This is a genomic window from Streptantibioticus ferralitis (assembly GCF_029223525.1).
In the GTDB taxonomy this organism is placed as follows: Bacteria; Actinomycetota; Actinomycetes; order Streptomycetales; family Streptomycetaceae; genus Streptantibioticus_A; species Streptantibioticus_A ferralitis.
Window position 1 is genome coordinate 14937 of sequence record NZ_JARHTQ010000016.1, and the last position, 21833, is coordinate 36769.

At 70.1% G+C, this 21833-nt stretch carries 23 protein-coding genes; 10 read left to right on the top strand and 13 right to left on the bottom strand.

All coding sequences use genetic code 11. From position 1 onward, the window contains the following. Positions 1-84: 84 nt before the first annotated feature. Complete coding sequence (locus tag P2L57_RS22955; protein WP_275817534.1) at positions 85-324, bottom strand: DUF1059 domain-containing protein; 240 nt, start codon at positions 322-324, stop codon at positions 85-87. A gap of 249 nt (positions 325-573) precedes the next feature. Between P2L57_RS22955 and P2L57_RS22960 the strand changes: the two genes are divergently transcribed. After that, positions 574-1458, top strand: coding sequence for an LLM class flavin-dependent oxidoreductase (locus P2L57_RS22960; protein ID WP_275817535.1), 885 nt, complete (start codon positions 574-576; stop codon positions 1456-1458). Positions 1459-1561: 103 nt separating this feature from the next. On the opposite strand, the gene P2L57_RS22965 is transcribed toward P2L57_RS22960, so the two are convergent. The 5 genes from P2L57_RS22965 to P2L57_RS22985 form a co-directional block, all read right to left on the bottom strand. Further along, positions 1562-2014, bottom strand: coding sequence for a hypothetical protein (locus tag P2L57_RS22965; protein ID WP_275817537.1), 453 nt, complete (start codon positions 2012-2014; stop codon positions 1562-1564). Between the two features lie 15 nt (positions 2015-2029). Then, complete coding sequence (locus P2L57_RS22970) at positions 2030-2956, bottom strand: MerR family transcriptional regulator (protein ID WP_275817801.1); 927 nt, start codon at positions 2954-2956, stop codon at positions 2030-2032. Between the two features lie 131 nt (positions 2957-3087). Beyond that, positions 3088-4035 carry a metal-dependent hydrolase gene (locus P2L57_RS22975; protein ID WP_275817539.1) on the bottom strand — a complete coding sequence of 316 codons (948 nt, stop codon included), beginning with the start codon at positions 4033-4035 and terminating at the stop codon, positions 3088-3090. A gap of 38 nt (positions 4036-4073) precedes the next feature. Continuing rightward, the gene (locus P2L57_RS22980; protein ID WP_275817541.1) at positions 4074-5921 is read right to left on the bottom strand and encodes an SDR family oxidoreductase; all 1848 of its coding nucleotides are present in this window, start codon (positions 5919-5921) and stop codon (positions 4074-4076) included. Continuing rightward, positions 5918-6775 carry a M24 family metallopeptidase gene (locus P2L57_RS22985; RefSeq protein WP_275817543.1) on the bottom strand — a complete coding sequence of 286 codons (858 nt, stop codon included), beginning with the start codon at positions 6773-6775 and terminating at the stop codon, positions 5918-5920. The genes P2L57_RS22980 and P2L57_RS22985 overlap by 4 nt, the downstream gene beginning before the upstream one ends. 312 nt (positions 6776-7087) lie before the next feature. Here P2L57_RS22985 and P2L57_RS22990 point away from each other — a divergent pair, with 312 nt between their 5' ends. The 6 genes from P2L57_RS22990 to P2L57_RS23015 all read left to right on the top strand — a co-directional run bounded on the left by P2L57_RS22990 (position 7088) and on the right by P2L57_RS23015 (position 12239). After that, positions 7088-8035, top strand: coding sequence for an ABC transporter ATP-binding protein (locus tag P2L57_RS22990; RefSeq protein ID WP_275817545.1), 948 nt, complete (start codon positions 7088-7090; stop codon positions 8033-8035). Next, complete coding sequence (locus P2L57_RS22995) at positions 8025-8951, top strand: ABC transporter permease subunit (protein ID WP_275817547.1); 927 nt, start codon at positions 8025-8027, stop codon at positions 8949-8951. Before P2L57_RS22990 ends, P2L57_RS22995 begins: the two co-directional genes overlap by 11 nt. Further along, positions 8948-9871, top strand: a complete 924-nt coding sequence (locus P2L57_RS23000) for an ABC transporter ATP-binding protein (protein ID WP_275817549.1) — start codon at positions 8948-8950, stop codon at positions 9869-9871. The genes P2L57_RS22995 and P2L57_RS23000 overlap by 4 nt, the downstream gene beginning before the upstream one ends. A gap of 12 nt (positions 9872-9883) precedes the next feature. Then, positions 9884-10612, top strand: coding sequence for an ABC transporter permease (locus tag P2L57_RS23005; RefSeq protein ID WP_275817551.1), 729 nt, complete (start codon positions 9884-9886; stop codon positions 10610-10612). Positions 10613-10629: 17 nt separating this feature from the next. Then, positions 10630-11421, top strand: a complete 792-nt coding sequence (locus P2L57_RS23010; protein ID WP_275817553.1) for an aminotransferase class IV family protein — start codon at positions 10630-10632, stop codon at positions 11419-11421. Positions 11422-11492: 71 nt separating this feature from the next. Next, positions 11493-12239 (top strand): Mut7-C RNAse domain-containing protein, encoded by a 747-nt coding sequence (locus P2L57_RS23015; protein WP_275817555.1) that lies wholly within the window; start codon positions 11493-11495, stop codon positions 12237-12239. 196 nt (positions 12240-12435) lie between these two features. Here the strand turns inward: P2L57_RS23015 and P2L57_RS23020 are convergent, their stop codons facing one another. Genes P2L57_RS23020 through P2L57_RS23030 form a run of 3 tightly spaced genes read right to left on the bottom strand, consistent with a single transcriptional unit; the run spans position 12436 to position 14397 of the window. Continuing rightward, the gene (locus tag P2L57_RS23020) at positions 12436-13248 is read right to left on the bottom strand and encodes a DUF72 domain-containing protein (protein WP_275817557.1); all 813 of its coding nucleotides are present in this window, start codon (positions 13246-13248) and stop codon (positions 12436-12438) included. Positions 13249-13282: 34 nt separating this feature from the next. Continuing rightward, on the bottom strand, positions 13283-13588 hold the full coding sequence (locus tag P2L57_RS23025) for a DUF397 domain-containing protein (protein ID WP_275817559.1): 306 nt from the start codon (positions 13586-13588) through the stop codon (positions 13283-13285). After that, entirely contained in the window at positions 13585-14397 is an 813-nt protein-coding gene (locus tag P2L57_RS23030; RefSeq protein ID WP_275817561.1) for a helix-turn-helix domain-containing protein, read from the bottom strand. Before P2L57_RS23030 ends, P2L57_RS23025 begins: the two co-directional genes overlap by 4 nt. Before the next feature lie 116 nt (positions 14398-14513). Here P2L57_RS23030 and P2L57_RS23035 point away from each other — a divergent pair, with 116 nt between their 5' ends. After that, the gene (locus P2L57_RS23035; RefSeq protein ID WP_275817563.1) at positions 14514-14930 is read left to right on the top strand and encodes an ATP-binding protein; all 417 of its coding nucleotides are present in this window, start codon (positions 14514-14516) and stop codon (positions 14928-14930) included. Next, complete coding sequence (locus tag P2L57_RS23040) at positions 14930-15364, top strand: hypothetical protein (protein ID WP_275817565.1); 435 nt, start codon at positions 14930-14932, stop codon at positions 15362-15364. Before P2L57_RS23035 ends, P2L57_RS23040 begins: the two co-directional genes overlap by 1 nt. A gap of 20 nt (positions 15365-15384) precedes the next feature. Here P2L57_RS23040 and P2L57_RS23045 read toward each other — a convergent pair whose 3' ends face one another. Beyond that, entirely contained in the window at positions 15385-16647 is a 1263-nt protein-coding gene (locus tag P2L57_RS23045; protein ID WP_275817567.1) for a CynX/NimT family MFS transporter, read from the bottom strand. Between the two features lie 77 nt (positions 16648-16724). Next, complete coding sequence (locus P2L57_RS23050; protein ID WP_275817569.1) at positions 16725-17504, bottom strand: FadR/GntR family transcriptional regulator; 780 nt, start codon at positions 17502-17504, stop codon at positions 16725-16727. A gap of 95 nt (positions 17505-17599) precedes the next feature. On the opposite strand from P2L57_RS23050, the gene P2L57_RS23055 reads away from it, so the two are divergent. Beyond that, complete coding sequence (locus P2L57_RS23055; protein WP_275817571.1) at positions 17600-18406, top strand: rhomboid-like protein; 807 nt, start codon at positions 17600-17602, stop codon at positions 18404-18406. A gap of 14 nt (positions 18407-18420) precedes the next feature. Here P2L57_RS23055 and P2L57_RS23060 read toward each other — a convergent pair whose 3' ends face one another. Together P2L57_RS23060 and P2L57_RS23065 are read right to left on the bottom strand one after the other, a co-directional pair. Further along, a complete protein-coding gene (locus tag P2L57_RS23060; protein ID WP_275817573.1) occupies positions 18421-19227 on the bottom strand; it encodes a putative RNA methyltransferase in 807 nt (268 codons plus the stop codon). Between the two features lie 695 nt (positions 19228-19922). After that, positions 19923-21833 (bottom strand): ABC transporter ATP-binding protein, encoded by a 1911-nt coding sequence (locus P2L57_RS23065; protein WP_275817575.1) that lies wholly within the window; start codon positions 21831-21833, stop codon positions 19923-19925.

Sequence of the window (21833 nt, forward strand, 5' to 3'; positions counted from 1 at the left end):
GCGGCAGGGCGTACGGGGACTCGGCGGCCGGTCAGGGCCCAGCCGTCCCGTGGGTCCGCGGTGCGGGATCAGAACCGTGCGAGGTCAGAGATCGAAGATCTCGCCCTCGGGAGGCGGCGGTCCCGACTTCGGGATGGCCGGAATGCGCTCTTCCTCAAGCATCCCGCGGATTTGCTCGCGCAGCTCCGGGCTGTCCTTGTGGTGGTGGTCCGCGACCGCATGCTCAACGGCTACCTGGACCACTTCCTCCTCTTCCCCCGTGATGGCGATCGTGCAGTGCGACTCACTGGGGAACTTGCGGCAGTCGGCGACTTTCCTGGTCATGGCGACCTCCTGGGGCACCCCCCTGCATTCAGGTTAAACCCGGGCGAATTGGGTGGCTCGTGGGGTGGGGGCTGTGGTTCGGCTGGGGGGTCGGGGGTTATCCCCCGGGGGGTGTGGCGACCCGGGCGAATCGGCTGGTTGGCGGACGGAGGCTGTGGTTCGGCTGGGTGGCTCGCGGACAGGCGGCGGGATGTGCCGCGTGATGCACCGGGTCTTGGTTCGAGTGGCGGGGCGCTTAGAGTCGATGGCATGCGACTGAGCACTGTGATTCTCCCGGTACACCGCTGGTCGGAGGGGCGTGAGGTGTGGTGGCGCGCCGAGCAACTCGGCTTCCACACCGCGTACACCTACGACCATCTGTCCTGGCGCAGCTTCCGCGACCTGCCGTGGTTCGGGGCCGTGCCCACGTTGACCGCGGCGGCCGGTGCCACGTCGCGCATGCGCCTCGGCACTCTGGTGACCTCGCCGAACTTCCGGCACCCGGTCACCCTGGCAAAGGAACTGATCACGCTGGACGACGTCAGCGGCGGCCGGGTGACGCTCGGGATCGGGGCGGGGGGTACCGGTTTCGACGCGACCGCGCTGGGCAACGAGGCATGGTCGCCGCGTGAACGCGCCGACCGCTTCGGGGAGTTCATCGGCCTCCTCGACGAGTTGCTGACCAATGACGTGGTGACCCGCGAGGGCGACTTCTACTCGGCGCACGAGGTACGCAACATTCCCGGCTGCGTACAGCGGCCCCGGCTGCCCTTCGCCGTCGCTGCGACCGGCCCGCGCGGCCTGCGGCTCGCCGCGCGGTACGGGCAGGCCTGGGTGACCTACGGCGACCCGCGCGGTCCCCGGGACGTGCCGGTGGAGGACTGCCCGGGCGTGGTGCGGGCACAGATGGAGAAGCTGGAGGCGGCCTGCGCCGAAGCCGGCCGTGATCCGCGTGAGCTGGACCGCATCCTGCTCCAGGGCTCCACGAGCGAGCGCCCGCTGGACTCGGTGGACGCCTTCGTCGACTACGCGGGCCGCTACGCGGAATTGGGCATCACCGAGATCGTCCTGCACTGGCCGATCGCCGATTCGATCTTCGAGGCCGATATGGCGATCTTCGAAAAGATCGCGACCGACGGCTTGGCCCAGCTCTAGGCCTTCGGCGGCGGATCTTCGGAACTCGGTCGGCACCATGAGTCGCGGCGCGCGGTCACACGGCTGGCGCGGCCCGATGAAGATCCGCCGGACAGGCCCGCGGCTAGCGGGCCCTGGCGCTGAGCCATGGGGTGGGGGTCGGGCTGGTGATGACCTCCTTGTAGGTCTCGTCGCCGGGGAGGGGCACGATCAGGCGTTGGTGGGGCGGCAGGAAGCTCAGCTTCACGAAGGCACGGTTGGTGTAGACGGCGGTGAGGAAGGCGGGAGCGGAGTCTCGGGGGATGTCATGGAACTCGACTCCATCGACGATGATCTTGACGTCGCCCTCGGAGTAGACCTCGATGGCGACCTCGGGTGAGCCGGGGATCTCCACATACGCCTCGTGCGGCAGGCTGCCGTCGGGGTCGGCGACCGCGAACGCCCCGGCCGCGGTGCGGCGCGTGGAGTGGTCGGCGCCGATGTCGTGGGTGACCCGCGACTCGCGGCCGTGCGCCGCCGCGGTCTCGCGGATCGCGACGACGGCGGCCTCGGTGCTGGGCAGTTGGGGATGGCTCATGACCGCCATCCTCACTTACGGCATCAGTTTGTCCATGGTGCGAGCCTGGACCTCGCGTTCGGCGGCCGCGGCGATGAAGGGCGCCGTGTTGCGGGCGCCGACCAGGGACCGTACGGAGCGCAGCGTGGACTCGGGCAGGGCGATGGTGGCCTGCTGGGGCTGGGCCGGTGGCTCCGGGGGTGAGGGGGCCCGCTCCGGGAGTGCTTGAGCTGGCTGCGGTTCCGGTTGCTGGTGTGCGCCGAGGTGGCGTTGGACCAGCTGGGTCGCCAACGTCCGCATCGCGCGGGCGAGTTCGGCGTCCACGGTCTGCTGGGCGAGCGGGCGCAGCCGTCGTACCAGTGCGGCGGCCTCGGTGGCCTCCGCCTCGGTCGGCGGGTGGTCCAGATACGGCTGGAACACGTACTCGGTGGTGAACTCCAGGAACCGCTCCGCGATGTGCTCGACCTGGCCGCGCAATTCCCTGAGGTGGCCGGAGATCGCGGTCAGCGGCACGCCCGCCGTGTGCAGTTCCGCGGCGACCGCCAGCTCCTGGGGACTGGGGACCACGAATTCCTCGTCCGTGTCCGGAACGGGTTCCAGCACGCCGAGTTCGACCGCTTCGGCGATGGCCCCGTCGTCCGCGACGCCGCCGAAGGTCTCGGCGAGCTCACGGCGTCCCATGCGGGCCGGGCGCTCGTCGGACCACGGCCGGTCCACCTCGCTGACCAGACCGAGGACTCCACCGAGCCCGGTCCCGGCGTCCCATGCCGCCAGCAGTTCCTTGATGCTGGCAAGGGTGTATCCACGCTCCAGCAGTTCGGCGATCTGCCGCAGCCGGGCCAGATGTACGTCTCCGTACAGATTGGCCCGGCCGCGCCGCTCGGGCTTGGGCAGCAGACCGCGGTCCAGGTAGGCGCGAATGGTCCGGACCGTGGCGCCGCTCTCGCGTGCCAGGTCCTCGATGCGGTAGGCCGGGTCGGCGGCGGTTGCGGTGGTGCCGCTCGCGCCGACGGTGGTAGCGGCTGCTCCGGTCGGCTTTCCCGGTGTGCCCCGCGACTGTCGCGTCACTGTTCGTGCTCCTTACGGGGCGTCGGCTACGACGCCGCCGCCCGGCCGATCGCGCCGGCCGCCGCTCTGGCCGCGGGGGACGTGGCCAGGTATTCGACGGCCGCGCGCAGCGACCCTTCCTGAGAGGGATGGTACGACCGTCGCAGATACCGCGGGATGGCCGCGCCAAGCTCACGCCAGGAGGGCAGCAGGCCCTTCCTGACCGCCTTGTTGTGCTCCCGCAGGGTGTACGGCAGGGTGCCGCGCAACTGGGGGTCGTGACGTATCAGGTACGCCGCGCCGACCCCCCACAGCCACAGCAGGACCGGCGCGGTGATGGCCATGCCCTCGATACGTCGGGCGTAGCGCGGCAGGCCGGTGCCGCCGGTGTGCTGGTACATGTCGAAGGCGACCGCGCGGTGCTCGACCTCCTCCGCGCCGTGCCACCGCAGCAGGTCGAGCATCACCTCGTCCGGCTCCGCCCGCTCCAGGCCCTCGGCGCGCAGTATCCAGTCGCCGAGGACGGCGGTGAACTGCTCTATCGCGGCGATCAGCGACAGCCGGAAACGCAGCCACTCGCGCGGCGCGACCGGTAGCCAGGCGGGCGGGCGTTCACCGAGCAGCACATCGAACATCCAGTCCACGTGCCTGGTGTACTCACTGGTGTCCAGGCCCTGCTCGGCCAAGTGGTCGAGAACATAGGAGTGTTGGACGCTGTGGGTGGCCTCCTGGCCCATGAAGCCCTTGACGTCCTTGAGCAGTTCGGGATCAGTGACCAGGGGCAGTGCCTCCTTGAAGACCTTGACGAACCATCGCTCTCCGGCGGGGAGCAGCAGGTGCAGCACGTTGATGACATGGGTCGCGGTGGGCTCGTCCGGTATCCAGTGCAGCGGGGTGCGCTGCCAGTCGAAGGAGACGCGGCGCGGCCTGATGGAGTGCGCGGACGGAGACGACGTGGTCGAGGCGGGGCTCGGGGCCGGGTCCGGGGTGTCCATGGGCGGTGCTTCCTTCTGGCTGAGGCTGGGGTGCTGGGCTACAGGGGCGGGTCGATCCGGGCCATCGCCCGCAGGGCCTTGGGCGACAGCCGGGCGAGCAGTTGGGCACCGCGCGCTTCTGGCGTCACCGGCACCACAGCCGCATTGCGCAGCACGGCGCCCAGGACGGCGTCGGCGACCTTCTCCGGCGGGTAGTTGCGTATGCGGTACAGCCGGGAGGACCTGGCGCGCAGGCGCTCCTGCTCGCTGTCCGAGACACCGGCGAAGCGCGCCGTGGCGGTGATGTTGGTGTTGACCAGGCCGGGGCAGATGGCGGTCACCCCGATGTCGTGCGCGGACAGCTCGGCGCGCAGGCACTCGCTGAGCATGAGTACGGCGGCCTTCGAGGTGCTGTAGGCGGGCAGCGCGCGAGAAGGCTGATAGGCCGCCGCGGAGGCGGTGTTGACGATGTGGCCGCCCTGACCGCGGTCGACCATCTGCTGGGCGAAGAGTCGGCAGCCGTGGATGACCCCCCACAGATTGACGTCGAGCACCTTGCGCCAGTCCTCGGTGGAGGTGTCGAGGAACGAGCCGGACAGGCCGATCCCCGCGTTGTTCACCAGCACGTCCACGACGCCGTACTCGGCGGCGACCCGGGCGGCGAGCTTCTCCATCGCCTGCTCGTCGGAGACGTCCGCGGTCTCGGCCCATGCGTCCGGTGCGCCCACCAGCCGTGACAGCTCCGCGGTTCTGCCCGCGGCCTCGGCGTCCCGGTCGACGGCGATGACGCACGCCCCCGCCTCGGCGAACGCGAAGGACGTGGCGCGGCCTATGCCACTGCCCGCACCCGTCACCAGCACGAGCTGCCCGGCGAACCGCTCCGCGTAGGCCGCCTTGTCGCGGGCGGACCTCGTCGCTGGTCTGCCGCTCCGCGCCCTGCGCGGTGAGCCGCCCGCCCCGGACCCTGCCCTGACCGCGCCGTTGGCCGCCGTGCTGGCCGACGGCCCTGCGCCGTCCTCGTGGGTGGTCACGAACTCGCTGATCCACTCGGCCAACTGGTCTGGTCTGGTGCGCGGCACCCAGTGCTTGGTGGGCAGTGTCCTGCGACGCAGCCCGGGTGCCCAGCGCTCCAGGTCGTCGTACAGCCGCGGTGACAGGAACGGATCGCCGATCGGGGTGATGAGCTGGACCGGGACATGGGCGTAGGAGTCGTCGCGGGGGTGGCGCAGCCGGGGGCGCACGTTGTCCCGGTAGAGCCAGGTGCCGTGTGCGGCGTCCTGCGGTAGCGAGTCCGTGGGGTAAGCGCCCGGATCGAGCCGCTCCGCACGGGCCAGGAGCTTCGGCCACTGTCTGCCGAGCGTTCCCCGCCAGGCCAACTCCGGTAGGACGGGCGTGTGGAGTGCGTAGACGTACCACGACTTCGCGCCCTGGCCGAGTAGTTGGGCCGTACCGCGCGGGGTGGGGCGTTTCAGGCGTTGCTTGATCCAGTGGCCGAAGTGGTCGAGTGACGGTCCGGAGATGGAGGTGAACGAGGCCATCCGGCCTTCGGTGCGGCCGACGATGGCGAACTCCCAGCCCTGTACGGATCCCCAGTCATGGCCGACGAGGTGCACCGGACGGTCGGGGCTGACCGCGTCCGCCACCGCCAGGAAGTCATCGGTCAGCTTCTCCAGCCGGAAGCCGCCGCGCAGCGGTGTCGGCGCAGAGGACCGGCCGTGCCCCCGCACGTCGTACAGCACCACATGGAAGCGGTCGGCCAGCCGCTCGGCGACCGGGTTCCACACCTCCTTGCTGTCCGGATAGCCGTGCACCAGGACGATGGTCGGGTGCGCGGTGGCCCCGTACTCGACGGTGCACAGCTCGATGTCGCCCGAGCGCACCAGGCGCTCGCGTGGCTCGGATGTCATGCTTCCCCCTTCGTGGTCGCGAACAGCCCGGCTTCCTTCCACCGCTTCACATGCGGGAGTTCGTCGTCGAGCCAGAACGCGCTCTCCTCGGGGTCGGCCGAGTCGGTGACGACGAGGATCTCCTCGAACTTCGCGCCGGTACCCCGGAACCCCAGATGCGGTTCAACTGCCCACAGCCCCGGGTGCGGTGGATGGTCCGACATCCGATAGCGGCTCCACAGCGGTGACCAGCCGTCCCGGTGGCCGTGCAGCGCGTCCTTGGCCAGGCCGCGCAGGCTCTGGGTGCCGAACCCGGCGATATGCGGTGACCAGCGGCGTTCCCTGACCCGGTCGACCTTGTGCGCGATCACCCCGAAGGGATAGGCGCGGTGCCGGTTCTCGTACCCCTGCCTGCCCATCAGCCGGTCGACGTCCTCGTATATATGCCGCAGCGAACGCCGCTGCCTGACCTGGTGCAGGATGAATTCGCGGTGCTCGCGAAGGTCGGTCATCAGCCGGTCGTGCAGCGGGTTGGGGCCGAGGCTGCCCGAATACCCGATGTCGGCGGTGAATCCGCCGTGGACCGGCGCCATGTCGAGGATGAAGGGCATCCCCGGCTCCAGCGGGCGGTTGGTGGGGAAGAACTGCGTCGGCAGCTTGAACCCGGCGAACGCCGTGCGGTCGCCGAACCAGGCGAACGGCAGATGGAACCAGTCCCGCACGCCGCGCTCGACCGCTTCGGTGCGCATCGCACGCGCCGCCTCCCGTTCGGTCGTTCCCGGTCTGAGCTGGGCGGCCACCGTCTCCGCGCACTCGTACGCGAGCCTTTGCACCGCCTGGAAGCCGTGCAGCTCCGCTGAAAGTCCCCCTGCCATGGCCGCCCTCCCATCCCCTCAGCCGTCCCGCGGCGAACCGATCGCCCCCGCCGCCTGCCCGTACGAAACTGACATCAATGAATGTGACAACGCTTGATGGCCGAGTCAAGAGGCATGCACCGACCTGTGGACAACTCGGCCGGTGTGGACAACCCGGTCACCCCCAGGACGGAAATCGCGGGGCCCGGCCGACCCTGAGGTCCGGTAATCCGCAGGTCGCTCATCCCCTACGTGGGGTCAGCCTGCAGGACTACGCCAAGCCGACCCCCGGGAGTGACGACGGATGTCGGTAGCTGCCCCTACCGTCGAATCGTGACTGTGATCGAGACCGAGAGCCTGACCAAGCGGTACCCGCGGGTGACCGCGCTGGACCGGCTGACCGTGGGCATCCAGCCGGGTGTGACCGGGCTGGTGGGCGCCAACGGGGCCGGTAAATCCACCCTGATCAAGATCCTGCTCGGGCTGTCCCCGGCGACCGAGGGCACCGCCGCGGTGCTCGGCCTCGACGTGGCCACCGAGGGCCCGAGGATCAGGGCGCTCGTCGGCTACATGCCGGAGCACGACTGCCTGCCGCCCGATGTGTCGGCGACCGAGTTCGTCGTACACATGGCCCGGATGGCAGGGCTCCCGGCCACGGCCGCCCGCGAGCGCACCGCCGACACGCTGCGCCACGTCGGCCTGTACGAGGAGCGGTACCGGCCGATCGGCGGCTACTCGACGGGCATGAAGCAGCGGGTGAAGCTCGCCCAGGCGCTGGTCCACGACCCGAAGCTGGTGCTGCTCGACGAGCCGACCAACGGCCTTGACCCGGTCGGCCGGGACGAGATGCTCGCCCTGATCCGCCGGGTACACATCGACTTCGGAATCTCGGTCCTCGTCACCTCCCATCTGCTGGGCGAGTTGGAGCGCACCAGCGACCAGATCGTCGTCATCGACGGCGGGAAGCTGCTGCGCGCCTCCTCCACAACGGACTTCACGCAGGCCACGGCCTCGCTCGCGGTCGAGGTCACGGACACCGACCAGCACCCGGACGGGACCCGCGCCGCGCTCGACGCGTTCACCGTCGCCGGGCTGACCGTGCACGCCGACGGCCATCTCCTGCTCGTCGACATAGCCGACGAGTCGACGTACGACACCGTCCGGGACGCGGTCGCCGCGCTGGGCCTCGGCCTGATCCGGATGGAACAGCGCCGCCACCGCATCGCCGAGATCTTCAAGAGCAACCAGGACAAGGAAGGAGGCAGCCGCGATGCCGCCTGAGCCGACCGCAGCAGTGGCGGCAGCGACCGCTCCCGCCGACAACTCCCGTATCCACGACATCGGTTACCGGCACTACGACGGCACCCGCCTGGACCGCTCGTACATCCGCCGCTCGCTGTTCACCCAGAGTCTGCGCGGCGCGTACGGGCTCGGCAGGTCGGCGAAGTCCAAGGTCCTGCCGATGATCCTGTTCGCGGTGATGTGCCTGCCCGCGGGCATCATCGACGCGGTCACCGTCTACACCCACATGACCAAGCTCCCGCTGGAGTACACGCGGTACGCGCTGTACCTCCAGGCGGTCATCGGTCTGTTCCTCGCCGCCCAGGCGCCCCAGTCCGTCTCCCGCGACCTGCGGTTCAAGACGGTTTCCCTCTACTTCTCACGGCCCATGGAACGCATCGACTACGTCATAGCGAAGTACGGGGCGATGGCCGCGGCCCTGTTCATCCTCACCGCCGCGCCGCTGGTGATCCTCTACGCGGGCGCGCTGCTGGCGAAGCTCGACTTCGCCACGCAGACCGCGGGCTTCGGCAAGGGCCTGCTGGCCGCGGCGCTGCTGTCGCTGCTGTTCGGCGGCATCGGGCTGGTGCTGGCCGCGCTCACCCCGCGCCGTGGCTTCGGGGTGGCGGCGGTGATCGCGGCGTTCACCATCTCGTATGGCGCGGTGACGAGCGTGCAGGGCGTCGCCTACCAGCAGGGCGACCACGCCGCGATCGGCTGGCTGGGCCTGTTCTCCCCGGTGACCCTGATCGACGGGGTGCAGACCTGGTGGCTGGGTGCGCGCTCCGCGTTCGTGGGCAACTACGGCCCGCCCAACGCCGTTGCCGGAACGCTCTATCTGCTCGTTGTGCTCGGCCTGATAGCCGGCTCGTTCGCCCTACTGATGCGCCGCTACCGAAAGGTCGGGCTGGGATGACCACCGTCACGATCGACAATGTCTCGCGCTGGTTCGGGAACGTCGTCGCCGTCAACGACGTCACGATGACGATCGGCCCCGGTGTGACCGGGCTGCTGGGCCCCAACGGCGCCGGAAAGTCCACGCTGATCAACATGATGGGCGGCTTCCTCGCCCCGTCGACGGGCAGTGTCACGCTCGACGGGCAGACCATCTGGCGCAACGAGCAGGCGTACCGCCACATCGGCATCGTGCCCGAGCGCGAGTCGATGTACGACTTCCTCACCGGTGCCGAATTCGTGCTGGCCAACGCCGAGTTGCACGGTCTGCCCGATCCGGGGGCCGCGGCGCGCAAGGCGCTGGCCACGGTGGAGATGGAGTACGCGCAGGGCCGCCGTATCGACACCTACAGCAAGGGCATGCGGCAGCGGGTCAAGATGGCCTCCGCCCTGGTCCATGAGCCGTCCGTGCTGCTGCTGGACGAGCCGTTCAACGGGATGGACCCACGGCAGCGGCTCCAACTGATGGACCTGCTGCGACAGATGGGCGCCGACGGTCGGACCGTGCTGTTCTCCTCGCACATCCTGGAGGAGGTCGAGCAGCTCGCCCACCACATCGAGGTGATCGTGGCCGGGCGGCATGCGGCGTCCGGTGACTTCCGCAAGATCCGCCGACTGATGACCGACCGTCCGCACCGCTATCTGGTGCGGTCCAGCGACGATCGCGCCCTGGCCGCGGCGCTGATCGCCGACGGCAGCACGACGGGGCTCGAACTCGGTGTGGAGGCAGGCCGCAGCGCGCTGCGCATCCAGGCCGTCGACTTCGCGCGCTTCACCGAACTGCTGCCGCGCGTCGCCCGCGAGCACGGCATCCGGCTCTACGAGGTGTCGCCCTCCGACGAGTCGCTGGAAAGCGTCTTCTCCTACCTCGTAGCGGCATAGGGAGCGAACGACATGTCCACGGTGTACCACCCGACCGTCGCCCGGTTGACCTACCGGGCGCTGCTCGGCAGGCGCCGCGCGATGATCCTCTTCGCGTTGCCCCTGCTGCTGATCGTCATCTCCGTCGCGGTGCGGATGCTGACCGGCGCCGATGACTCCACCGCCCGCGAGGTGCTGTCCGGGTTCGCGCTGGCCACGATGGTCCCGCTGATCGGCGTGATCGCCGGTACCGGCGCGATCGGCCCGGAGATCGACGACGGCTCGATCGCCTATCTGCTGGCCAAGCCGGTGAAGCGGCCGACGATCATCCTCACCAAACTCCTTGTCGCCATGCTGGTCTCGGTCGGCTTCGCCGCCATACCGACGTTCGCGGCGGGCCTGATCCTCGACGGCAACAGCCAGCACCTCGCTGTCGGCTTCGCGGTCGCGGCGGCGGTCGCCTCGATCGCGTACAGCGCGATATTCCTGCTCCTCGGGGTCGTCACACGGCACGCGGTGGTGGCCGGTCTGGTCTACGCCCTGGTGTGGGAGTCGCTGATAGGCAACCTGGTGCCGGGCGCCCGTGCCCTGAGCGTTCAGCAGTGGGCGCTGGCGCTGGCGTCCAAGGTTGCCGACGGCGGCGCGGTCTCCTCCGACGTGGGGCTGCCGCTGGCGGTGGTCCTGCTGGTCGGTGTGACGCTGGTGGCGACCTGGTTCGCGGGCCGCAGGCTGCGGTCGCTGACGCTGGCGGGCGAGGAGTAAGGCATACCCTGACGGGCGTGAAGACCTCGCCGACCACCTCACGGATCGAGATCGACGGACACCCGGCCACCGTCGAGGAGTTGGGCTTCCTGGCCGGGTTCCCGTACGGCCACTTCACGGCCATGCAGGTGCGCGGCCGGCGGACGAGGGGCCTGGAGCTGCATCTGCGAAGGCTGGACGAAGCCTCGCGGGAGCTGTTCGGGGCCGGGCTGGACGGCGGCCGGGTGCGGGAGCTGGTACGGCATGCACTCGGCGACGACATCCCGGACGCTTCGGTACGGGTCTACGCCTTCCAGTCAGAGGCGGGACAGCCGCCGTCCGTGCTGGTCACGGTGAAGCCGCCAGCCGATGACCCGACGGCGCCGCAGCGGCTGCGCTCGGTGCCGTATCTGCGGCCGGTCGCCCACATCAAGCACCTCGGCGGCTTCGGGCAGACGCACCACGAGCGGCAGGCGCAGCGCGAGGGATTCGACCATGCGCTGCTCACCGGGCCGGACGAGGTGGTGGCGGAGGGCGCGATCGCCAACATCGGGTTCTTCGCCGGGCCCACCGTGGTCTGGCCGGACGCGCCGATGCTGCACGGGATCACCATGCGGCTGATCGAGCGTGCGCTCGCCGAGCGCGGGACGCCTTCGCGGCGGGCGACGGTACGGCTCGGCGAAGTCGGCTCGTACGACGGGGCGTTCGTCAGCAACGCCAGGGGCATCGTCGCGGTCGGCCGGATCGATGAGGGGGACCTTCCGGTGGACAGCGAGCGGATGCGGGCGTTGACGGAGTTGTACGACTCCGTCGCCTGGGATGAGATCTAGCCCTTCGGGCGGATCCTGGCGGGTTGCGGAGGGTTTGGCGTCGCCGGGCTGCGCCGTGGCAGCCTGAAAGGGTGAGTGGAGCGGAGCTGCGCGTGGTCGTCCCGGACGGCCTGCGGTTCTTCCTGGCGGTGCGGAACCGGACGGCGGCGACCGAGCCGTCGGGGCTGCGGGCGGCGGTCGACGGTACGTCGTCGCTCGGGCACATCGTCCAGTCCCTCGGTCTGCCGCTGACCGAGGTCGGTGGGCTCGACGTGGACGGCCGGGCGGTAGCGGACTCGTACCGGCCGCGCGGGGGAGAGCTGGTCCGGGTGCGCGCGGTGCGACGGCCGCAGGAGGTGGCGAAGGGGACGGTGCGGTTCGTACTGGACGTTCATCTGGGTGCGCTGGCGCGGCGGTTGCGGCTGGTGGGGCTGGACACCGCGTACCGCAACGACATGGACGACGATGCCCTGATCACTCAGGCCAACGGCGAGCGCAGGGTGCTGCTCACGCAGGATCGCGGATTGCTGTTCCGTAGAAGCCTGTGGTGCGGGGCGTTCGTGCGCGGCTCGCGGCCCGATGCCCAACTCGCCGATGTCCTCGACCGGTTCGCCCCGCGGCTGGCGCCCTGGACCCGCTGCATGGCCTGCAACGGCGAGGTGGTGCCGGTCAGCAAGGACGAGGTCGAGCATCTGCTCCAGCCGGGGACGCGGCGTACGTACGACGCGTTCGTACGGTGCCTGGCCTGCGGGCAGGTCTACTGGCACGGCGCCCACCACGGCCGCCTCGATGCGATCGTGGCCTCGGCGACCCGGGATAGGGGTGTCGCCCAGGTGTGAACGGTCGGAACGCGGGAAGGTGCCCTGCCCTAGGACGACCAGGAGCGGGGAGAGCGACATGCACGACGGCGGAAGCGGTGGCGGCCACCACGGCGGCGGGTTCGGCGGGCACCACCACGGCGGCGGGCTCGGTGGGCACCACCATCACACGGGCGACGACTCGCAGCTGTTTCCCGTGACCGGTTCCCGGCGGCCGTCAGGCCTTCGCACGGTCGACGGCCGCATCCTGATCGTGGCCCTGCTGCTGGCCATCGGGCTGATAGGCCTGACGGTGGCGGGCCACTAGGACGCGAATGAAGGTTTCCGCGTCGCGGACGGCCGCGCCGCCCGGGTCGTTGTTGAAGTACGCGTACACATCGGCCTCTTCCGGCCAGGTGTCGGTGATCCGGCGCGCCCAAGTGGTCAGCGCCTGGCGGCCGTAGCGCGGCCACGGGTTGGCGATGCCGACGTGGAAGCGTACGTATCCCCAGTCGGCGGTGCGCCACAACGGTGACCCGGGCCGCGCCCGCCAGTCAGCCCAGCACAGGGCGGCGCTCCGGCGCTCCAGCAGTGCCCGGACGTCTTCCGTCCACCATGACTCGTGGCGCGGTTCGACCGCCACGCGCGTGCTGGCCGGAAAGGCGGCCAGGCACGCGTCCAGCGACGCCAGCGTCTCCGCGTCCAGCGGAAGGGTGGGCGGCAACTGGAGCAGGATCGGGCCGAGGCGCGGCCCCAACGCTCCCGCGTGCGACATCAGCCGCTGTACCGGCTCCTGCGGCTCCCGCAGCCGCTTGATGTGCGTCAGGTAGCGGCTGGCCTTGACGGCCATGACGAAGCCGTCGGGCGTTCGGTCGCGCCACTCGGCGAAGGTTTCGGCCGTCGGCAGGCGGTAGAAGGCACCGTTGTTCTCCACGGTGATGAAGTGCCTCGCGTACTCCTCCAGCCACAGGCGTTGCGGGCACCCTGCCGGGTAGAGGACACCGCGCCAGTCCCGGTACTGCCAGCCGGACGTGCCTACGAGTACGGGCACGTCCGTATGCCTACCCGGCGCGGGGCGCCGGGAATCACCCCATTTGCGGCGCCGCCGCGAGGAAGGACGTCCACGCCTCCGGCGTGAAGGCGAGGGCGGGACCCTGCGGGTCCTTGGAGTCCCGGACGTGGATGGTGCGGGGCGAGGTGGCGACCTCTATGCACTCGCCGCCTGCGTCGCCGCTATGGCTGGACTTCCGCCACTCCATGGCGACCTCTATGCACTCGCCGCCCTGGCTGCCGCTGTAGCTGGACTTCCGCCAGTCCAAGGCGACTTCGATGCACGCGCCACCCTCGGCGCCGCTGTGACTGCTCTTGAACCACGTGAGATCGGCGCTCATAGCTCCCCTACCAGCTTCTCGATCAACACCCGAGAGTCCCTCGGAGTGAGGGCTTGGCTACGGATCATGCTATAGCGCTGGTGTAGAGCGCTGACCTCTTCCGGATCGTCGAACATGAAACCTCGATTCTGGCCTTCCGCGTAGCCAAGCCACCGGTGTTCGGGTGTCTCCAGCAGCGTCAGTGGACCGTCGAATCCGGCATGCGACTCGTACATCAACGGCATGACCTGGATGGAGACGTGGCGTAGCTCGGCCAGCTTTAGCAGGTGCTCCAACTGGCGCTTTTGGACCGACTTTCCGCCTAGGGGACGAAGGAGGACCGACTCCTCGGTGATGATGGACAGATCGCAGATCGGTTTGCGGGTCAGCAAGCTCTGGCGTTCCAACCGTGCTTGGAGACGTTCCGCGATCTCGTCCTCTTCCAGGGCTGGGCAGTACGCACTCAGGACTGCGTCTGCGTACTCCTCTGTCTGTACCAATCCGTGCAACACGTTCGTGCAGTACGTCCACAGGCTGCGTGCGGTCTTCTCCACGCTCACGAAATCCTCGAACCACGACGGAAACCGCTGCCGCGACAGGTGCGCGGCGGCGGACAGCAGCGTCCCGTTCGCGTTCAGGAACGGATCCGCCAGTTCCACGTACCGCTGGCTCGGCATGCGCGTGCCGCTCTCAACGCCCTGCACCAGCGACTTCGAGTACCCGACGTGCTCCCCGAGTGCCTCCTGTGAGACCCCGGCCGCTGCCCGCAGGGCCTTGCTGACCGCTCCGAACATGCGCATGCTGTCGGAGCCCTCGTCCTTCGTCGCCACCTCACGCCTCCCCACGGTCACGCCTTCACCACAGCCAACAGTCACGGAACGCACACTTTTGTGTGCGATCCGCTTATGCCTGGTCAGGTTAGCTTCGGGCCGGGAACGTGGAAGGTATGACGCTGGAATCTCCACCCATCGTGACGACGTCGGGGTTCTGCCGACTTCAACTTCGCGCGGAACCCGCCCAGTTCGGTGACGTACGGCGGATCGTCGGCGCCCACCTTCGGCTGTGGGGGCGGTCGGGGCTCGTCGATGCGGCCGCGATGTGTGTGACGGAGATATTGGCCAATGTGCACCGCCATGTGAACCCGCCGGAGTGCGAACTCGTTCTGGAGAACATGCCGGAGGGGGTACGGGCAGCCGTCGGCGATCAGTCCGGCGAGCTGCCGGTGGTGATCGAGGAGGTGGACTGGTTCGCGGAGAGTGGTCGGGGGATGTTTATCGTCGCCAACACCGCCAACTTGTGGGGGGTGTCGCCGACGGCGGGCGGCGGCAAGCAGGTGTGGGTGCTGTTGCGGGAGGGGGTGTGATGGCGACGCCCACGCCCGCGTTCGTCAACTCGCTCGCGTCCTGGGCCTGGTTGGAGCGCACCAGTGCCGGGCCGGTGGCCTTTCTGCTGCTCGCGCACCCCGATGCGGGGGCTGTCGAGCGGGAGTTGGCCGGGCTGGCCCATGCGTTGGGGCTGGTACCGCCGCGTACCCGGCTGCCCGATACGGGGGTGCGGGTGACGCTGGTCGGACAGGTGCGGGCCGAGGTGCGGCTCGACGGCTGTGTGCACCGGGTGCAGGTGGAGGTGGGTGAGCGGTGGTCGGCGTTCGTCGGTGACGGCGGGCCGGTGGTGTTACTGGTCGGGTTGGATCCGCTGGCACGCTGCTCGCCGCGCGAGCACGTCGAGGAGTACTTGGGCGTGGGCACGCTGGGCGGGCGGTTGCGGCTCGGTGCCGCGCGCGGGCGTCCCGCCTAGCCCGTGCGCGGCGCGACGCCTCAGACCGTGCTGCGCCTGGCCGCCGCCAAGCCGACCAGGAGGGCTATGGAGCAGACGCCCAGCATGGCGGTGATCGGGACCGTCCAGCCGTGGGTCGCCTGGTAGAGCGCGCCTGCCGCGAACGGTCCCGCGGCGGCCACCAGGTAGCCGACGGTCTGCGACATGCCGGAGAGGCGGGCGGCGGTGTGGGCGTCGCCCGCGCGCAGCACGATCAGGGTGAGGGCGAGGCCGATGCCGCCGCCCTGGCCGACGCCGATCAGCGCCGCCCACAGCCAGGCGTAGGCGACCGGCGCTACCAGCAGTCCCGCGTACCCTCCGCCGACCAGGACGGTGACCATGACGACCAGCAGGCGCTGGCTGCTCATCCGGCCCGCGAGCAGCGGTACAGCGAAGGCGCCCGCGAGTTGGACGAAGGTGTTGAAGGCGAAGACGACCCCGGCCGTGGAACGGCTCATTCCGTGGTCGGTGAGGATCGTCGGCAGCCAGGCGATCAGGACATACGTCCACAGCGACTGCAGTGCCATGAAGAGGGTGACCTGCCAGGCGAGCGCGCTGCGCCAGACGCTCTTGCCGGAACCGCCCGCCGGAACCGCCTTGGTCTCGTGGCCGGTTCGGCCGCGGGCGATGACGACCTGCGGCAGCCAGGCGAGGGCGGCGACACCCGCGAGCAGCGACCAGGTGGCCAGGGAGGCCTGCCAACTGCCGCCGAACGCCTTCTCCAACGGGACGGAGGTGGCGGCCGCGAGGGTGGCACCGGCGATCATCGCGCCGGTGTAGACCGAGGTCATGGCGGCGGCGCGGTCGGGGAAGTCGCGCTTGATCAGGCCCGGCATAAGGACGTTGAGCAGGGCTATCGCGGTACCGGCGAGCAGGCCGCCGCCGTAGAGCGCGACGACGGAGGGCAAGACCCGCACGACGATGCCGATCCCGAGCAGCACCAGCGCGCAGAACAGCACCAGTTCGGTGCCGAAGCGCCGGGCCAGGCCGGGCGCGATGATGCCGCCCAGGCCGAGGAAGAGCACGGGTACCGAGGTGACCAGGCTGCTCGCGGTGGACGACAGTCCGAAGTGTGCGCTGACCTCGCTGACCAGCGGGGACATGCTGGCGAGCGCGGCGCGCATGTTGAGCGAGGCGAGCACGATGCCGACCAGGAGGACGACCGGATGTGCGAGGAGCGCGCGGCGCGCGGCGACGCCTGAGGGGGTGGGACGGAGGTCGGGTTCGGCGTCGACGAGCAGTTGGTCGGGGGCGGGGCGGGGCAAGTGCTGCGTCCTTTCGTCTCCTGGCGGAAGGTCCTCGTCTTGCGGCAGGCGTTCTCCTTACGTGAGGTGCTCGCCTCTTACGTGAGGTGTTCTCCTCGCTTGTGCTCCGTTCCGGGCGGAAGGAGGGCGTCCACGGCGCGTAGCGGGGACATCAGCAAGTCCCGGGCGGCGCTTTCCGCGGTCTGCGGGTCGCCGGACTCGATGGCGTCGACGAGCGCGGTGTGCGTGTCGAGGTCGATCCGCGGCATGCCGTCCTGGCCGAGCGAGGCGACCAGCGCTTCGCGTACGGAGGAGCTGAAGTAGTCGTAGACCTCGGACAGGGCCGTGTTGTGCGCCGCCGCGACCACTGCCATGTGGAAGTCGACGTCGTCGTCGGCCTGTATGGCCCCCTCGGGCTGCGGGCCGTGCTGATGCAGCGCGCGCAGTCCGGCGCGCATGCGGCGCAGGTCGTCCGGTGTGCGGCGGACGGCGGCGAGGCGGGCGGCCTCGGTCTCCAGCGCGATGCGCAGTTCCAGTACGTCCCGTACGTTCGCCTGCTTCATGCCGCGCAGTACGGCCGCGGGGTCGGCCGTGGACCGTACGAAGGTGCCCTGGCCCTGGCGGGACTCCAGCAGTCCGGCGTGCACGAGGACGCGGACCGCTTCGCGCACGGTGTTGCGGCCGACGCCCAGCTGTTCGGCGAGCTCGTGCTCGGTGGGGATGCGGTCGCCGACCCGCCAGGTGCGTTCGGTGAGCTGGGTCCTCAGCTGGTCGACGACGGTGTCGACGAGGGAGCGGCGGTCGGCGGCGCGCAGCTCTGGCGACACGGCGTCCTCCGGGGGTGGCTGGGGCCGATGGTTGAGGGGTTGCCCGGTCATCCTACAACCTCCGGCGCGCCAGGGATTTCTCAGGGCTTCCGCGGCTGTGTCCGGCTCACTGCGGCGGCACAGAGAATGCCGTCATCATGTGGAGAGTGACCGCATCCGACCACGAGTCCCGCAAAGGCCGCCGCGTCACACCGCGGCAGGCGGCCCGCGTCGGCGCGCGCGCCGTCGGGGACTGGGTGGGGCATTCGCCCGGTACGCACATCTGGCTGCTGGTGCTCGCGGTCACCAGCGGAGTGATCGCGGTGGTGTCACCCGGCGTACGGAACTTCCTGCTGCATCACAACAGCTCCAATCTGGTTCAGTTGCGCGACCATCCCATCCGAGTGCTCTTCGTGAGCGCGCTGTGGATCGAGTCGCCCTCCGGATTCCTGATCTACGGGGTGTTCTTCGAGCTGATCCACGCGCCCGCGGAACGCTGGCTCGGCACCTGGCGTTGGCTGCTGGCGGTCGGGATCGCCCATGTCGGCGCCACCCTGGTCAGCCAGCAGGCGGTGCGGCTCGGGATCCAGTACGAGCGGCTGCCGAAGTCCATGGCGCACACGGTGGACATCGGGGTGAGCTACGGCCTCGCGGGCGTCATCGGGATCCTGGCGTACCTGGTGCCCAGACCATGGCGGTGGGGGTACGTGGTGCTGGTGACCGGCTTCTTCGGCTGGTCGGTGGTCAATGGGCGGACGTTCACCGACCTCGGGCACTTCACGGCGCTGGTGCTGGGCTTCGCGTGCTACGCGCTGACGCCGACGGCACGGTCGCGCAGGCCGCGGCGGCCGGGCGGGCCGCCGTCGTCCGGCGGCTCCCGGCCCTGGCTGCGGGCCGGTCAGCGACCCGGGGGCGGGCGGCTGGCCGTGCGGTCTCGGGAGGTTGGACTGCTGGGATTCGAGGCGGGGACGTGAGCGGGGCGCGAGGGTCAGCCTCGCCGGTAGACGGAGACGCGGAACGAGGCGGTCACCCGTTGCTCGCCTTCGATGCGGCGCGGGGCGTGGTGTGCTGACGGGCCCATCGCGGCGGCGTCGGTCGCCTCGGTCGCGGTGAGGGTGAGGGGGTATCGCAACGTCTCGGTGTGCTCGGGGCGGAAGTGGCCGGACAGTGTGCGGTCCAGGCGTTCCTCCTTGGCCGCGTCGACCTCCAGCAGGCCTGCCTGCTCGCGGAGTTCGGCGAGGTGGTCGGGGGCCGGGGTGACGACCAGCAGGGCGCCGTCGGGGCGCAGTACCCGGGCGAACTCGGGAGCGTTGCGCGGGGCGAAGACGTTGAGCACGAGATCGGCGGCGGCGGATCGCACGGGCAGCGGCTGCCAGACGTCCCACACCGCCGCGGCCGCTCTCGGATGTGCGCGGGCGGCGCGGCGCAGGGCGTACTTCGACAGGTCGAGGCCCAGGCCGATGGCGGACGGGAGCGCGTCGAGGACGGCCGCGAGGTAGTAGCCGGTGCCGGTTCCGGCGTCCAGGACTACGTCCGGTGCGAGGGCCTTGGCGGCTTCCGCCACGGCGTCGGCCAGTGGGGCGTAGTGCCCGGCGGCCAGGAAGTCGGCTCGGGCCCGGACCATTTCGGCGGTGTCGGCGGTTCCGGTGTGGGCTCCGCCCGGGAGGAGGTTGACGTAGCCCTGGCGGGCTACGTCGAAGCTGTGCGTGGTGGCGCACTGTAGGGCGCCCCCGCGCGGGGTGAGGCTTTGCCCGCAGAGCGGGCAGGTCAGGAGGGCGAAGGGGGTGCCGGGCATGTCTGTCACGCTAGCGCGCGTGGGCGGTCCTCTCCTCGGGGGCTGCGCCCCGCTGTGGGGGTTTGCGCCTTGTGCGCCGGTGGTTGCGGTGGGTTTGGTGCCCGCCGGGCTGCGCCGTGGGGGTGTTCGCCGTTGCGGCGGGGAGGAGATCCGGCTGCCGCGGGCGGGAGGCATGGCGGGGGCTGCGCCCCCCTGTGCCCTGCTGTTTGTGCTTTGCGTGCCGGTGGGTTGCGGTGGTTTGGCCCCGCCGGGCTGCGCCGTGGGGGTGTTCGCCGTTGCGGCGGGGAGGAGATCCGGCTGCCGCGGGCGGGAGGCATGGCGGGGGCTGCGCCCCCCTGTGCCCTGCTGCTTGCGCTCTTGCGTGCTCGTGGGTTGCGGTGCTTTGGTGCCGCCGGGCTGCGCCCTGGGGGTGTTCGCCGTTGCGGCGGTTAAGAGGTCTGGCTGCTTGCGCTGTGGGGGGCCTGCGGGGCTGCGCTCCGAACCCTCGCGGTGGCTGCGCCCCCTGCACGCCGCTGTGGGTTTTGGGCTTTGCGTGCCGCTGGATGCGGGGGTTGGTGCCGCCGGGCTGCGCCGCAGAGGTGCATGCCGTCGCGGCGGGAGGAAGATCCGGCTGCCGCCAGCAGGAGCCCCTGCCGGGGGCTGCGCCCCCTGGCGGCGTGTTGTGGGGCCGGGGCTTGGCCCCGGCCCCAGCTGGGTCAGGCCGGTTCGGCGGCTTCTGCTACCGGTTCGGCGAACTGGGCCGCGTACAGGCGGGCATACGCGCCGTCGGCTGCCAGGAGTTCGTCGTGGGTGCCCTGTTCGACGATCTGGCCGGACTCCATCACCAGGATCACATCCGCGTCGCGGATGGTGGAGAGGCGGTGGGCGATGACGAAACTCGTGCGGCCGGAACGGAGTTGGGCCATGGCGTGCTGGATCAGCACCTCGGTGCGGGTGTCGACCGAACTGGTCGCCTCGTCCAGGACGAGGATCGCGGGCTCGGCAAGGAACGCGCGCGCGATGGTGATCAACTGCTTCTCGCCCGCGGAGACGTTGGTGCCCTCGTCGTCGAGGACGGTGTCGTATCCGTCGGGCAGCGTGCGGACGAAGCGGTCGACGTGGGTGGCCTTGGCCGCCTCGATGATCTTGTCGCGCGAGGCGCCCTCGCATCCGTACGCGATGTTGTCGGCGATGGTGCCGCCGAACAGCCAGGTGTCCTGGAGGACCATGCCGATGTTGCCGCGCAGTTCCTCGCGGGACATCCCGGCGATGTCCACCCCGTCCAGGGTGATCCGGCCGCCGGTGACCTCGTAGAACCGCATCAGCAGATTGACCAGTGTGGTCTTGCCCGCGCCGGTCGGTCCGACGATCGCCACCGTGTGCCCGGGGCTCACCGAGAGCGAGAGGTTCTGGATGAGCGGCTTCTCCGGGTCGTACTGGAAGTGGACGCCCTCGAACTCCACCTTGCCGGTGACCCGCGCGGGCCTCAGCGGCTCGGCCGGGTCGGCGTCCTGCTCCGTGGCGTCGAGGAGTTCGAAGACCCGCTCGGCGGAGGCGACACCGGACTGCACCAGGTTGGCCATGCTGGCGACCTGGGTGAGCGGCTGGCTGAACTGCCGCGAGTACTGCACGAAGGCCTGGACGTCGCCGATGGACAGCGCGCCGGAGGCGACCCGCAGACCGCCGATGACGGCGATCAGCACGTACTGCAGGTTGCCGATGAACATCATCGCGGGCTGAATGGTTCCGGAGATGAACTGGGCCTTGAAACCCGCCTCGAACAGCGCGTCGTTGTGCTCCTTGAACGTCTCGGCGGACTCCCGCTGGCGCCCGAAGACCTTCACCACCGAGTGGCCGGTGTACATCTCCTCGATGTGGGCGTTCAGCTTGCCGGTTGACTTCCACTGCGCGACGAACTGCGGCTGGGCGCGCTTGCCGACGCGGGTGGCGACGAAGACGGACAGCGGCACGGTCAGCAGCGCGACCAGGGCCAGCAGCCAGGAGATCCAGAACATCACCGCCAGCACACCGACGATGGTCAGCAGCGAGGCCATGATCTGGCTGAGTGTCTGCTGAAACGTTTGCGCGATGTTGTCGATGTCGTTGGTGGCCCGGGAGAGCACCTCACCGCGCGCCTGCTTGTCGAAGTAGCTCAGCGGCAGTCGGCCGAGCTTCTCCTCGACCTGCTCGCGCAGTCGGTAGACGGACCGCTGGACCACGCGGGTGGCGATCCGGGCCTGGACGAAGCCGCACAGCGCGGCGGCCACGTAGATCAGCAGCACCCAGAGCAGGACGGCGCCGACCGCGCCGAAGTCGATGCCGTGGCCGGGGCGCACGTCGTGCATCGAGGCGACGATGTCGGCGATCTTGCCCTGGCCGTGGGCGCGCATGGCCTCGACGGCCTGTGCCTGGGTGGTGCCGGGGGGCAGCTGACGTCCGATGACGCCCGCGAAGATCAGGTCGGTGGCCTGGCCGAGGATCTTGGGGCCGACGACGGACAGCCCGACGCTGATGACGGCGAGCACCAGCGTGACCGTGATGATGCCGCGCTCGGGGCGCAGTGTGCCGAGGAGACGTTTGCCCGACCCCTTGAAGTCCATGGACTTCTCGGTGGGTTGGGCACCCAT

Excerpts from the sequence above, each read along its gene's own strand:
- P2L57_RS22955 (WP_275817534.1), bottom strand. The coding sequence starts at position 324 with ATGACCAGGAAAGTCGCCGACTGCCGCAAGTTCCCCAGTGAGTCGCAC.
- P2L57_RS22960 (WP_275817535.1), top strand. The coding sequence starts at position 574 with ATGCGACTGAGCACTGTGATTCTCCCGGTACACCGCTGGTCGGAGGGG.
- P2L57_RS22965 (WP_275817537.1), bottom strand. The coding sequence starts at position 2,014 with ATGAGCCATCCCCAACTGCCCAGCACCGAGGCCGCCGTCGTCGCGATC.
- P2L57_RS22975 (WP_275817539.1), bottom strand. The coding sequence starts at position 4,035 with ATGGACACCCCGGACCCGGCCCCGAGCCCCGCCTCGACCACGTCGTCT.
- P2L57_RS22980 (WP_275817541.1), bottom strand. The coding sequence starts at position 5,921 with ATGACATCCGAGCCACGCGAGCGCCTGGTGCGCTCGGGCGACATCGAG.
- P2L57_RS22985 (WP_275817543.1), bottom strand. The coding sequence starts at position 6,775 with ATGGCAGGGGGACTTTCAGCGGAGCTGCACGGCTTCCAGGCGGTGCAA.
- P2L57_RS22995 (WP_275817547.1), top strand. The coding sequence starts at position 8,025 with ATGCCGCCTGAGCCGACCGCAGCAGTGGCGGCAGCGACCGCTCCCGCC.
- P2L57_RS23000 (WP_275817549.1), top strand. The coding sequence starts at position 8,948 with ATGACCACCGTCACGATCGACAATGTCTCGCGCTGGTTCGGGAACGTC.
- P2L57_RS23005 (WP_275817551.1), top strand. The coding sequence starts at position 9,884 with ATGTCCACGGTGTACCACCCGACCGTCGCCCGGTTGACCTACCGGGCG.
- P2L57_RS23025 (WP_275817559.1), bottom strand. The coding sequence starts at position 13,588 with ATGAGCGCCGATCTCACGTGGTTCAAGAGCAGTCACAGCGGCGCCGAG.
- P2L57_RS23035 (WP_275817563.1), top strand. The coding sequence starts at position 14,514 with ATGACGCTGGAATCTCCACCCATCGTGACGACGTCGGGGTTCTGCCGA.
- P2L57_RS23040 (WP_275817565.1), top strand. The coding sequence starts at position 14,930 with ATGGCGACGCCCACGCCCGCGTTCGTCAACTCGCTCGCGTCCTGGGCC.
- P2L57_RS23050 (WP_275817569.1), bottom strand. The coding sequence starts at position 17,504 with ATGACCGGGCAACCCCTCAACCATCGGCCCCAGCCACCCCCGGAGGAC.
- P2L57_RS23060 (WP_275817573.1), bottom strand. The coding sequence starts at position 19,227 with ATGCCCGGCACCCCCTTCGCCCTCCTGACCTGCCCGCTCTGCGGGCAA.
- P2L57_RS23065 (WP_275817575.1), bottom strand. The coding sequence starts at position 21,833 with ATGGGTGCCCAACCCACCGAGAAGTCCATGGACTTCAAGGGGTCGGGC.